Origin of the sequence: Bacteroides sp. ET489 (assembly GCF_030518095.1) — a bacterium.
GTDB lineage: Bacteria > Bacteroidota > Bacteroidia > Bacteroidales > Bacteroidaceae > Bacteroides > Bacteroides ndongoniae.
The window spans coordinates 1-12,794 of sequence record NZ_JAULLJ010000058.1; the positions used below are offsets into that span (position 1 = coordinate 1).

Here is a 12,794-nt window from a genome sequence, read left to right on the forward strand (position 1 = left end):
CGTCCCTGAAATCCCCCGTTTTTTCCCCAGTTAGAGAAAAAAAATTCCCCAGTTAGAAAAAAAAATTTTCCCAGTTAGGAAAAAAAACTTTCCTAACTGGAAAAAAATATGCCCTTTTCGCCGCATCGTCCCGACAGGGCTACATCGAGGATATATAAAATAAAAAAAGTCTGGTGTGCTTTCGCACGTCAGACTTTCAATTCTCTCTTAAGGTTGTGCTAAAATTATTCAGCTACAACTGCTGCGCTATCTTGAGCAGTAGTGTCAGCGGCTGCTGCGGCTGCTGCTTCAGCTTCTGCTGCGGCTGCTTCAACAGCTGCGATTGAATCAGCGATACGGATAGAATCAGCTGCTGCTTGTTCAGCGTTAGCTGCTTTGTTACCACAAGATGCGAAAGATACTGCTACGATAGCTGCTGCCATCAAAACTAATTTTTTCATTTCCTTTACTTTTTAAAACGTAATACAATCATTTGCTTTATTAAAACGCTGCAAAGGTATGCACTTTTTAAATATGTTGTTCTCCAAACACCCATTTTTTTTAGAGTTTTTTTTGAAGTTTTTCTGTAACTTTTCGCAAATGACTGTATATGAGGATATTCTTTATATGTTAAAAAACATATTACTCTACAGCAATGCTATTATAGAGGTATCTTTTAATACTTCGCTTGGGTGTTTTCTCGAATTCGGTCGGGTAAAGCTGGATTTGGCTGACCTTCTCGTAAGCGGCTACGCTTTCGTTCAGACTCTTCAGATTTTCGTCCATAATGGCTTTCAGGTTATCCGGTTGGTTCAGTCCCAACGAGTCGAGTGCTTCGTAGTCGGCATAAACCAGTGCAACCAGTTTCTTGTTGCGCTCTATTACAAGACTCTCCAACACGAAAGGCAGGTTGTTAAGGCGTGCTTCTATCTCTTCGGGGAAGATATTCTGCCCGTTCGAACCCAGAATCATCGTCTTGCTGCGGCCGCGAATGTAAAGGTTGCCCTTTTCGTCGAGCAAACCAAGGTCGCCGGTACGCAACCAGCCGTCTTCGGTAAATGCCTCGCGGGTAGCTTCGGGGTTCTTGTAATAGCCCACCATTACGTTTTCGCCACGCACCTGGATTTCTCCGTATTTAGCCTCCGGATCTTCCTTCCAGATACGGGCTTCCATAATATCGAGTACCCGGCCCGATGAGGTCGGAACAAATTCTTCGCACGGGGCATAACTGATGAGCGGCGCACACTCGGTCATACCGTAGCCGATGGTGAAAGGAAACTTAATGCGATGGAAAAATTCTTCCACCTCGGGATTCATGGCAGCACCACCGATGATGACTTCCTTGAAACGTCCTCCCAGCGCATCGACCAGCTTCTTACGGATCTGGCCATAAATCTGACTATCCAGCAAGGGAATGTTAAGTGCCCAACGCATACTGCGGCGATTGATGATGGGCTGAATGACATTCTTATAAATCTTCTCGATGACCAACGGCACGGTAATGATCAGATTGGGCTTCACTTCTTCGAATGCTTTCATCAGGATCTTCGGTGAAGGAATCTTACCCAGCAGTGTGATGTGGGTTCCGACAGCTGTAGCCGTCAGGAAGTCGAATGCACAGCCGTAAGCATGTGCCAAGGGCAAGAACGACAATACCCTGTCGCCTTTCTTCAACAGCTGTGAACGGATACCGAAAGTCACATTGCCTGCCAGATTGTTGCCCGTCAGCATCACTCCTTTGCTAAAGCCGGTTGTACCCGAAGTATAGTTGAGCAACATCACTTTGTCATTACTCAATTCTGTGTAAATGACATCTTCTTTATGAAAACCATTAGGATAGTGTTTGTCCATCTCTTCGTTCTGGTGTTTAAGGAAGAGCTGGATGGTTTCGCCGTCACGCTGGTACAGGCACCGGAAGTCGGTAAGTGAAAAAACACCCCGAAGCCCTGCCAGACGTTCTTCCTCCAGATGTTCCCAAATAAGGTCGCTTGTGAAAAGGAAGACCGACTCGGAGTGATTGACAATGTGATGTACATCGTTCGGACTGAAGTCTTGCAGAATGGGCACCACAATTCCTCCGTAGGTAATGACGGCCATATAGGCAATGCACCAACGCGAATTGTTCTTTCCGATGATGGCTATTTTATCGCCACGCCTCAGCTGGCAATACTTGAACAGCAGATGCAGACGGGCTATCTCGCGAGCCACGTCGCCATACGAATAAGTTGTGTCTTCACCATAATCGGTGTAGCACGGAAGATCCCAGTTCTCGCGGAAGCTGCGTTCGTACAGCTTGATGAAATTTTCTTGTATCATTGCACAGATAATTGATGAGTGTGCAAAAATAGGAATTTTAGATGAATAATATGTATATTTGCGACCTGAAAGTGATTTTTTATAAGTTTATGATAGATACAACTATATTTCAGGATAAGACAGCAGTTTACTATACACTGGGCTGTAAACTGAACTTTTCCGAAACATCGACCATCGGCCGCATCTTGCGCGAAGCGGGCATACGCACCGCACGCAAGGGGGAAAAGGCCGACATCTGTGTAGTGAATACCTGTTCGGTGACGGAAGTGGCCGACAAGAAATGCCGGCAGGCCATCCACCGGCTCATCAAGCAACACCCGGGTGCCTTTGTGGTGGTGACCGGATGCTACGCGCAGCTGAAACCCGACACCGTGGCCGACATCGAAGGTGTGGACGTAGTGCTGGGTGCCGAACAGAAGAAAGACGTGCTGAACTATCTGGGTGACCTGCAAAAACATGCACACGGCGAAGCCCATACCTCGGCACTGAAAGACATCCGCACGTTTGCCCCTTCCTGCTCGCGGGGCGACCGCACACGCTTCTTCCTCAAGGTACAGGACGGATGCGACTATTACTGTTCGTACTGCACCATCCCCTTCGCACGCGGACGCAGCCGCAATGGCAGCATCGCATCGCTGGTGGAACAGGCACGCCAGGCCGCTGCCGAGGGCGGACGTGAAATAGTGCTGACCGGTGTCAACATTGGCGACTTCGGGAAGTCGACCGGTGAAACCTTCTTCGACCTGGTGAAAGCACTGGACGAAGTAGAAGGCATCGAACGCTACCGCATCTCCTCCATCGAACCCAACCTGCTGACCGATGAAATCATCGACTTTGTGTCGCGTTCGAAACGCTTCATGCCTCACTTCCACATTCCCCTGCAATCGGGTTGCGACGAAGTGCTGAAGCTGATGCGCCGACGCTACGACACCGCCTTGTTTGCCGCCAAAGTACGGAAAATAAAGGAAGTGATGCCCGATGCTTTCATCGGTGTGGACGTAATAGTAGGTACGCGTGGCGAAACCGAAGAGTACTTCGAACGCGCGTACGAGTTTATCCGTAGTCTGGACGTCACCCAGCTGCATGTATTCAGCTACTCCGAGCGCCCCGGCACACAGGCCTTGAAGATAGACTACATCGTCCCGCCCGAGGAGAAACACCGCCGCAGCCAACGACTTCTGGAGCTGTCGGACGAAAAGACGCATGCCTTCTACGCACGCCACATCGGACAAACCCTGCCCGTATTGCTGGAACGTTCCAAGGCCGGTGCCCCCATGCATGGTTTCACGGCCAACTACATACGTGTGGAAGTGCCCCACGACGATCGCCTCGACAATCAGGTGATTCCCATCACGCTGGGCAACTTCAACGAAGACGGTACCGCCTTGCTGGGACAAATCAAACTTTAAACCAACCGCCAGCTTTCGAACCTGAATTTTAAGAACAACTGAAACATCCAACCGTGAAATCGAAGCTTATATATCTGCTGACCTATGCCGGAATGTGGCTGCTGGCCCTGCTTCCTTTCAGAGCCATCTACGTTCTGTCCGACGGACTTGCCTTCCTGATGCAGCACGTCATCCACTACCGGCGGAAGGTGGTCCGCACCAACCTGCGCAACTCCTTCCCTGAAAAAAGCGCCGAAGAGCTGAAAGAGATAGAAAACAAATTCTACCACTACATCTGCGACTACATGCTCGAAGAAGTGAAAACCCTGCGAATCTCCTTCGAAGAGCTGACCCGGCGCATGACTTACGAAAACAAGGAAGAGTATCTTAACATGATAGACAAATACGGAGGCATTGTGCTCCTGATTCCCCACTACGCCAACTTCGAATGGATTATCGGAATGGGAGCCATCATGCAACCCGGCGACCTTCCGGTACAAGTATACAAACCTCTGCACAATCCCTATCTGGACGAAATGTTCAAACGCATCCGCTCGCGCTTCGGCGGATACAACGTGCCCAAACACTCCACGGCGCGCGAAATGATAAAGCTGCGCCGCGAACACAAGCGCATGGCCGTGGGACTGATTACCGACCAGTCGCCCAACCGCAGCGAAGCGCACTACTGGACTACGTTCCTCCATCAGGACACCGTGTTCATGGACGGAGCCGAACGTATTGCCCGGATGATGGGCTTTCCCGTCTTCTATTGCGAACTGATACGCCAGAAGCGGGGACACTGCCGAGTTATCTTCGACCTGATCACCGAAACGCCCAAGCAAACTGCCGACGGCGAGATAACCGAATGCTTCGCCCGAAGGCTGGAGCAAACCATCCGACGCGACCCGCCCTACTGGTTCTGGTCGCACAAACGCTGGAAACTGAAACGTGAAGACGTCATACAACATGGATAAGAAAATAGCAGTCGTCATTCTGAACTGGAACGGATGCGGGATGCTCCGCTCCTACCTGCCCTCCGTAGTGTCCTATTCCGAGGCCGACGGAGCCACAGTCTATGTGGCCGACAATGGATCGACGGACGATTCCGTTGAGACGGTACGCCGCGAATTTCCCACCGTCCGCCTCATCACGCTGGACCGCAACTACGGTTTTGCCGACGGTTACAACCAAGCCTTGAAGCAGGTGGAGGCCGAATACGTCGTCCTGCTGAACTCCGACGTCGAAGTCACCGAACACTGGCTTGCCCCGCTGGCCGAGTACATGGACGCCCACCCCGAAGTAGCGGGCTGCCAACCTAAAATCAGGAGTCTGCGGCAGAAAGATCTGTTCGAATACGCTGGAGCCGCCGGCGGATACATCGACAAGTACGGTTACCCCTTCTGCCGAGGGCGCATCATGGGGGCAGTCGAGGCCGACAACGGTCAGTACGATACCATTGCTCCCGTATTTTGGGCTACCGGTGCCGCCCTGTTCATCCGTCTGAAGGATTACCGCGAAGCCGGCGGACTGGATGGACGGTTCTTTGCCCATATGGAAGAGATAGACCTGTGCTGGCGACTGCGTGCACGTGGCCGGGAACTGGTATGTATCCCCCAGAGCGTAGTCTACCACCTGGGAGGTGCCACGCTGACCAAGGAAAACCCGCGCAAAACCTTCCTGAACTTCCGCAACAACCTGCTGATGCTTTACAAGAACCTGCCCGAAGGCGAACTGAAGAACGTAATGCGCATCCGCACCCTACTCGACTATGTAGCCGCACTGAACTTCCTGCTGAAACTGCAGGGTTCCAACGCAATGGCCGTCCTCCGTGCCCGCCGTGCCTACCACGCCCTGCGCAAGGATTTTGCTGCTTCGCGCGAAGAGAACCAGCAGAAAGCCGTGCTGACACAGATTCACGAACGGATTGGTCAGAGCATTCTGAAAGCCTTCTACCTGCAAGGCAAAAAGACCTTCGTCCGACTGATGAATATCCGCCCGGCATAAGGGCGTTCTTACCCCTCCTGACACGACGTACAGATGCTGTTTTACACGGTCGTGAGAGACACTTGCATGGCTCGCGAGAAACACTTGCACGGCTCACGAGCAACACAAGTACGGCTCGCGAACCACACTTGCATGGTTCACGAGCCGTATTTATAGGCTGAAAAACAAAGTCTGATATAGCTTTCTCCAGGCATTCAAAGCCAGCCTCTGAACACTCAGAGCAGCGGGCAGTCAGCGCGTCCGCACTCCAGCCCCACACCTGCTGCCTTGATGTCGGCACCCATCGGCGGATTGCGTTTGGCGAGTTTCAGTTCAATCTGCTCCACCTGCGGAAAATCGGCAAACAGCCGCTTTACAATCCGGCCTGCCACGTGTTCCAACAGTTTGGAAGGGACATCCATCTCGGCCTTCACCGACTGATAAACGTCGGCATAGCTGACCGTATCATCCACCTCGTCGGTAGCCGCCGCACGGGCAACGTCCACTTTCAGACGCAAACTCACAGTAAACTCATTACCCACCAAAGTTTCCTGTCCGCCCACACCGTGATGAGCATAAAAGCAAAGGTCGTCGAGAAAAATATAACTTTTCATCTTAACAGTTTCTACCGGTATTTGCAATCAGACTCTTAATCTTCTCGTTCAGTCCGTCGGCCTGCATCAGCTGTTCCAGCGTCAGATGCATGCGATAGCGCCAGTAATGACGCGGATTGGCCGGCACGTTGATGCGCTCTTCCTGCGCATTGGGGTTACGCAACTTGCCGTCTATCGACAACCAGTCTTGCAAAGAAAGGATGCAAAGAATGGAGTTGCCGTACAGATGGTTGCACACTATCTCCTCGCAGATTTCCGGTGTAGCTTCGGCCGGTGCCGTGCCATACCGTCCCAACACGGAGTTGAAGTAGCGTTGCGTCTGTTGGCTGTTCTCCTCCCACCAGCCACGCAGGGTGGACATATCATGGGTCGAAATGGTACATACAGAACGGTAAGGATACCAGTCGGGACGTCCGAACTCCTGTGCCGGATCTTTCGGCATGCGCTGTATTTCGAGCGAAAGGATACGCAAGTCGTTCATTACCCAAGCTACGCAATCGGGAATCATACCCAAGTCCTCGCCACAAACCAGCATACGGGTCGACTGCGTCAGTTGCGGCAACTTCTTCATAGCCTGCTGATGCCAGAACTCGTTGTGACGGCGATAATAATACTGGTCGTACAGACGGTTGAAAGCTGCTTTCTCCCAATCGTTCAGTGCACGGTAAACGAAATCGTGCTGCACGCCGATACGCGGATGATACTTATACGGATCGCTACGGTCGGGGACAAAAAGTACGTCGCTAATCAGCGAATAAAGTCCGTCGCGTATCCAGATGCTGTCGGCATCGGTCTTTCCAGCAAAATAGGCCTCAACCTTGCGTTGAGTATCAAACTCAGGACGCATGCGATATATCTCGAACGTATCAGTCGGTTCGATGAAAGTCTGCTTCACATAATCGGTATGCGGACCGAACACCTGACCTAAGAAATACTCATGTATATAAGGTTTCAGGAAGAAATCCTCGCGGAAAGGCAGACCGTAGCTTTCGATTTCCTCGCGCGACATAGGCAGGGCAGGCACAAACTGGCCCAACAGCCCGTGTACGGCATGCATCGGTATCTCCCAAATGCGGAAGAAGCCAAGAATATGGTCAATGCGATAGGCGTCGAAGTACTCGGACATCTTGCGGAAACGTTTCATCCACCATGCATAACCGTCCTTCTCCATCACATCCCAATTGTAAGTCGGGAATCCCCAGTTCTGCCCGTTCACCGAAAAATCATCGGGCGGAGCACCGGCCTGTCCGTTCAGATTGAAATAGTGAGGTTCTTTCCAGGCTTCCACACTGTTGCGGCTGATGCCGATAGGAATGTCACCTTTCAGCACTACACCATGTGCACGGGCGTGCTCGGTAGCTGCCAGCAATTGCTTATGCAGATTGAACTGTATGTAATAATAGATGGCAATGCTTGCATACACCTCGGAAGCAGGATCGCAAAGCGCCTCGATTTCATCGGCCTTGTACACCTGATAACGGGGCCATTCGCGGAAGTTCGGTGTGCCGTACGTATCGCGCAGATAGCTAAATGCTGCATAAGGAAGCAACCACTCACGGTTGGCCTCGAAGAAACATTTGAATTCGTCCGAAGCCAAAACCTTCTCGCCTTCCTGCTTGAATATCAGACGGAAGTAGTCCCACTTGGCACGGTTTACGGCCTCGTAGTCCACAGCAGGCAAAGCGTTGAGTTCTTTCTGCCGTCTTTCGAAGTCGGCCATCAGTCCGGCATCCTCCAGACTACCCAACTGCTTCAGGTCAGTATACATCGGATGGAAAGCATAAATGGAGATGCTGTTATAAGGATAAGAGTCGACCCACGTATGCGTCATGGTTGTATCATTGATAGGCAAAATCTGCACAACCTTCTGACTGGTCTTTACAACCCAGTCTATCATACGTTTCAGGTCACCGAAGTCACCCACACCAAAACTCTGCTCGGAACGAAGCGAGAATACGGGCACAGCTACGCCTGCTCCCTTCCATGCCGGAAGGTTGAAGTAAACGTAACGGTCGCCTACAACCAATGTCTCGCACGGTCCCATCTTCGGATTGGCCTGATAGCGGTTCGGATTATTTTCCCAGGCTACAGCACGCTGTTCTTTCTTATTGTACAAAATAAACTTGTATTCCAAAGGGAAAGTCAGCTTTTCGACATCCAAGTCAATCTGCCATTCGGGAAAATCAGCATCAGTCATCAGGATAGCCTTATCAGGATCCCAATTGCCCAATGCTTTCTGATTGCCGCAAATACCCAAGCAATGGTCGGCATCGATACAAGGCGCATAAGCCTTGATCAGGATACTGCGCTCGTGACTTGTTACAGCAGCCTGACGCTCTCTGTGTGCCAACAAAGATTCGGTAAATGCAGAAGTATAAAAATACTGTTGTTCGGGCAGATCCTTCCAACAGTCATACAAGTTATAAACTTTTTCAGCAACAGCGCCCGACACGTGTAACACACGCGGCAGACTGTTCCATTCGGCACGTACAGACTTACCTTCACGATATACATGATAGCCATACTGCACGCTGCCATTTTCCGGCATCCGGATTTCTATTTCTGCTGTCCAATGAATGCCGTCAACCGTGCTCAAGGGAATTGCTCCTTCTGGCCGGTTTTCACCCAGTTCGGGGACAGAGCCCAGGACTCTGATTTCTTCTCCCCAATTGGTGCGATACTCAATATTAAATGATAGCGTCATATATATTAGATTTAGAAACGACAATAGCTGCATTCGATTATGCAAGTATAAAAATTATAAATCATAATCATGCAGCTATTGTTATCCAAGCCTTTTAAAATCCTATGCAAACGTTTGCTTCATTCCGGTTCTTTATCCGCAACGCGATGCGCCGCAAGTTTTACAAATCAGACAGCCTTCCTGATAAACAAGTGTTTCATTACCGCAGTTCGGACATTTCTTGCCTTTGGCTTCCGTGCCATCAGTTACGTACTTCTTCAAAGCACGTTCCACACCGTTCTTCCAAGTATTGATGCTTTCACTATCCAGTTGCAACGAGCTGACAAGTTTCATCACCTGTTCAATTGGCATACGATAGCGGAGCACACCAGATATCAGTTTGGCATAGTTCCAATACTCTTTATTAAACTTCTCGGACAAGCCTTCAATTGTAACTTTGTATCCTCGTTTGTTCTCAAACTGGAAGTCGTAACGTTTCACTCCGTTTTCATCGACATTCTTTATAATATGTCCCGAAACAACGTTCTTCGGCAAAATAATTCCTTCATCATCGTCCAGCACACCGGTGAAGATTTCGTAAGGATGCCCGTCGAGCAAACCGACAAATGCCACCCATTTTTCCTTGTTGTTCTGGAAACGTACGACATCGGCATACAACACTTTAGGACGCGTTTCGACAACCGTAGGCGGTTTGCAAGGAGGAAGTTCTTCTTTCTTATCGCTCTTTGTAGAAATCAGCACGCCCGAACGAGAGCCATCACGGTAAACCGTACATCCCTTACAACCGGAACGCCATGCCTCTACATACAGACGATTGACAAGTTCCTCATCTACATCGCTGGGCAAATTGATGGTTACACTGATGGAGTGGTCTACCCATTTCTGAATGCGTCCCTGCATCTTGACCTTCATCAGCCAGTCTACATCGTTAGAAGTAGCCTTATAATAAGGAGACTTGGCAACCAAAGCATCAATCTCATCCTGCGTATATCTTTTTGCCGGATTATATCCTTGTGCTTCCATCCATGTTACAAACTTGGGATGGAAAACAATGTATTCCTCGAAAGCATCACCTGTTTCGTCAATAAAGTCGACACGAACATTCGTATCATTAGGATTTACTTTACGACGGCGTTTATAAACGGGAAGGAATACCGGTTCGATGCCCGAAGTGGTCTGCGTCATCAAGCTGGTTGTTCCTGTAGGAGCAATCGTCAGACAGGCAATGTTACGACGGCCATATTTAGCCATCTCCTCATACAATTCAGGATCAGCCTCACGCAAACGACTGATAAACGGATTATTCTTCTCGCGTTCAGTATCGTATATTTCGAAAGCTCCACGTTCTTTGGCCATCTCAACAGAAGAGCGATAAGCACTCAGAGCAATAGTCTTATGAACTTTTTCCGAGAATTCGGTAGCTTCTTCAGTTCCGTAACGCAATCCCAAAGCTGCGAGCATATCACCTTCAGCCGTTATACCTACTCCGGTACGACGTCCCTGTCCACTCTTCTTATAAATCTTCTCCCACAACACACGCTCCGTACGCTTTACATCATCCGATTCGGGATCTGAATCTACCTTAGCCAAAATCTTTTCGATCTTCTCCAACTCCAGATCGATAATATCGTCCATAATGCGTTGCGCCAAAGCCACGTGCTTCTTAAACAATTCAAAATCAAAATAAGCATCAGGCTTAAACGGATTCACCACGTACGAATACAGGTTAATGGCAAGCAAACGACAAGAATCATAGGGACACAACGGAATCTCTCCACACGGATTGGTCGATACTGTACGATAACCCAAGTCTGCATAGCAATCGGGAACCGATTCCCGCAAAATAGTATCCCAGAAAAGCACACCAGGCTCAGCCGACTTCCATGCATTGTGCACAATCTTCTTCCACAACGCCGAAGCATCGATTTCTTTCTTAAATATAGGATTAACCGAGTCTATAGGATATTGCTGAACATAAGGTTTTCCTTCAATAGCAGCCTCCATGAAAGCATCATCCAACTTCACAGACACATTAGCACCTGTTACTTTACCTTCGGTCATCTTAGCATCTATAAATGCTTCCGAATCAGGATGCTTGATAGAGACACTCAACATCAAGGCTCCCCGGCGTCCGTCTTGAGCAACTTCACGTGTAGAGTTTGAGTAACGTTCCATAAAAGGAACCAAACCCGTAGAAGTCAAAGCAGAGTTTTTAACCGGTGAACCTTTCGGACGAATATGTGATAAATCATGTCCCACACCACCGCGACGTTTCATCAGCTGAACCTGCTCTTCATCAATCTTAAAAATAGCTCCATAAGAATCAGCCTCTCCATCCACACCAATCACAAAACAATTGGACAAAGAAGCAACCTGATAGTTATTGCCAATACCAGTCATCGGGCTTCCCTGAGGAACAATATATCTGAAATGATCGAATAAAGCGAACAGTTCCTCTGAACTTAACGCATTCGGATATTTGGCCTCAATACGAGCCACCTCATTAGCTATACGCCAATGCATGTCTTCCGGAGATTTTTCGTAAATATTACCGAAAGAGTCCTTGACTGCGTATTTGTTTACCCAAACTCTGGCAGCCAACTCATCACCTTGGAAGTATCGTAAAGATTCTTCAAAAGCTTCTTCATAAGAATAAACTTTCTTTTCCACTATATTTGTATTTTCTTAGATTTATCTGCTATAAGTATTTGTGTAGAAGTCGTACTTATCGTCAACAAATGCGGATGCAAAGCTATGAATGTTTTTCTATTCAGCAAAATAAAAAGCGAACATTTTATCAACAGAATAAAAGTTTTCCATTTAGAGAAGAATCACATCTGATTATAAACAACTTATCTTTTTCAACAAGAAGAAAAGTTTTCCAAAAAGGAAAAGATATATGTATAAAACCAAAGAATAATTATACTTTTCTAAAAAAGGAGGAAGATATTAACAGGAGCTGTGAACAACTTCTATAATTCTTTTCTTATATTTGCAGAAAAAAGACAAAATATGGAAAGCCTAAAAGAAAGAAGAACAATACGGAAATACCAGCCAAAGGATATTCCCGCCGAATTGTTAAATGATTTACTCGAAACAGCCTTTCGAGCCTCTACTGTTGGAAACATGCAAGTTTACAGCGTAATTGTAACAAGAGACGCTGAGCGAAAAGCCCGTCTGGCACCAGCACATTTCAACCAACCTATGGTGCAAAACGCACCCGTCGTACTAACTTTCTGCATCGACTTACGCCGTTTCAGCAAATGGTGCGAGCAACGCAAAGCACAACCTGGCTACAATAACTTCGAATGGTTTATAACCGGAGCCGTCGACACTCTGCTCGCAGCACAGACTTTTTGTGTAGCCGCCGAAGAAAAAGGCCTAGGCATCTGCTATCTGGGAACCACAACCTACAACCCCGACATGATTGTAGAAGCCTTAGAATTACCGGAATTAGTATTCCCGCTTACTACTATTACTGTAGGCTGGCCCGACGAAACGCCTGCACAAACCGACCGTCTGCCACTCGAAGCCATCATACACAAAGAAGTCTACCACGATTATACTCCTTCCGACATTGACCGCCTGTATGCCTACAAGGAATCGCTGGACGAGAACAAAAAATATATAGAAGAAAACAAAAAAGAAACCTTGGCTCAAGTATTTACAGACGTACGCTACACTAAGAAAGATGCCGAAGCTATGTCTAAAAAACTTTGGGAAGTAATGAAACAACAAGGTTTCTAAACTTCTATTACCCTCTTCAAACTTCTTACAAGAAGGAAAAACAAATTCCCGCAAATCACGCTT

Annotated in this window: 9 protein-coding genes; 4 read left to right on the top strand and 5 right to left on the bottom strand. The window is 48.4% G+C overall.

Annotated features, from left to right (window positions below; all coding sequences use genetic code 11):
• Positions 1–224 precede the first annotated feature (224 nt).
• Together Q3C19_RS17110 and Q3C19_RS17115 are read right to left on the bottom strand one after the other, a co-directional pair.
• Positions 225–440, bottom strand: a complete 216-nt coding sequence (locus Q3C19_RS17110; RefSeq protein ID WP_277122432.1) for a hypothetical protein — start codon at positions 438–440, stop codon at positions 225–227.
• Positions 441–621: 181 nt separating this feature from the next.
• Positions 622–2,295, bottom strand: coding sequence for a long-chain fatty acid--CoA ligase (locus tag Q3C19_RS17115; protein ID WP_022163931.1), 1,674 nt, complete (start codon positions 2,293–2,295; stop codon positions 622–624).
• Positions 2,296–2,384: 89 nt separating this feature from the next.
• Here Q3C19_RS17115 and mtaB point away from each other — a divergent pair, with 89 nt between their 5' ends.
• From mtaB to Q3C19_RS17130, 3 genes are read left to right on the top strand one after another with little or no spacing between them, the layout of a single operon-like run.
• Positions 2,385–3,704 carry a tRNA (N(6)-L-threonylcarbamoyladenosine(37)-C(2))-methylthiotransferase MtaB gene (gene mtaB, locus Q3C19_RS17120; protein ID WP_071150831.1) on the top strand — a complete coding sequence of 440 codons (1,320 nt, stop codon included), beginning with the start codon at positions 2,385–2,387 and terminating at the stop codon, positions 3,702–3,704.
• Between the two features lie 53 nt (positions 3,705–3,757).
• Positions 3,758–4,657: a lysophospholipid acyltransferase family protein gene (locus Q3C19_RS17125; RefSeq protein ID WP_022163933.1), complete on the top strand. Its 900-nt coding sequence runs from the start codon at positions 3,758–3,760 to the stop codon at positions 4,655–4,657.
• Positions 4,650–5,687: a glycosyltransferase gene (locus Q3C19_RS17130; protein ID WP_302730975.1), complete on the top strand. Its 1,038-nt coding sequence runs from the start codon at positions 4,650–4,652 to the stop codon at positions 5,685–5,687. The genes Q3C19_RS17125 and Q3C19_RS17130 overlap by 8 nt, the downstream gene beginning before the upstream one ends.
• 215 nt (positions 5,688–5,902) lie before the next feature.
• On the opposite strand, the gene folB is transcribed toward Q3C19_RS17130, so the two are convergent.
• From folB to Q3C19_RS17145, 3 genes are all read right to left on the bottom strand, one after another.
• Positions 5,903–6,280 (bottom strand): dihydroneopterin aldolase, encoded by a 378-nt coding sequence (gene folB / locus Q3C19_RS17135; protein WP_277122424.1) that lies wholly within the window; start codon positions 6,278–6,280, stop codon positions 5,903–5,905.
• Position 6,281: 1 nt separating this feature from the next.
• The gene (locus tag Q3C19_RS17140) at positions 6,282–8,984 is read right to left on the bottom strand and encodes a 4-alpha-glucanotransferase (RefSeq protein ID WP_302730978.1); all 2,703 of its coding nucleotides are present in this window, start codon (positions 8,982–8,984) and stop codon (positions 6,282–6,284) included.
• A 132-nt stretch (positions 8,985–9,116) separates the two neighbouring features.
• The gene (locus Q3C19_RS17145; RefSeq protein WP_277122420.1) at positions 9,117–11,654 is read right to left on the bottom strand and encodes an adenosylcobalamin-dependent ribonucleoside-diphosphate reductase; all 2,538 of its coding nucleotides are present in this window, start codon (positions 11,652–11,654) and stop codon (positions 9,117–9,119) included.
• A gap of 342 nt (positions 11,655–11,996) precedes the next feature.
• Between Q3C19_RS17145 and Q3C19_RS17150 the strand changes: the two genes are divergently transcribed.
• Positions 11,997–12,731, top strand: coding sequence for an NADPH-dependent oxidoreductase (locus tag Q3C19_RS17150; RefSeq protein WP_277122418.1), 735 nt, complete (start codon positions 11,997–11,999; stop codon positions 12,729–12,731).
• Positions 12,732–12,794: the final 63 nt, after the last annotated feature.

Coding starts and splice junctions, on each gene's coding strand:
- Q3C19_RS17115 (WP_022163931.1), bottom strand. CDS start 2,295: ATGATACAAGAAAATTTCATCAAGCTGTACGAACGCAGCTTCCGCGAG.
- Q3C19_RS17150 (WP_277122418.1), top strand. CDS start 11,997: ATGGAAAGCCTAAAAGAAAGAAGAACAATACGGAAATACCAGCCAAAG.
- Q3C19_RS17140 (WP_302730978.1), bottom strand. CDS start 8,984: ATGACGCTATCATTTAATATTGAGTATCGCACCAATTGGGGAGAAGAA.
- folB (WP_277122424.1), bottom strand. CDS start 6,280: ATGAAAAGTTATATTTTTCTCGACGACCTTTGCTTTTATGCTCATCAC.
- Q3C19_RS17110 (WP_277122432.1), bottom strand. CDS start 440: ATGAAAAAATTAGTTTTGATGGCAGCAGCTATCGTAGCAGTATCTTTC.
- Q3C19_RS17130 (WP_302730975.1), top strand. CDS start 4,650: ATGGATAAGAAAATAGCAGTCGTCATTCTGAACTGGAACGGATGCGGG.
- mtaB (WP_071150831.1), top strand. CDS start 2,385: ATGATAGATACAACTATATTTCAGGATAAGACAGCAGTTTACTATACA.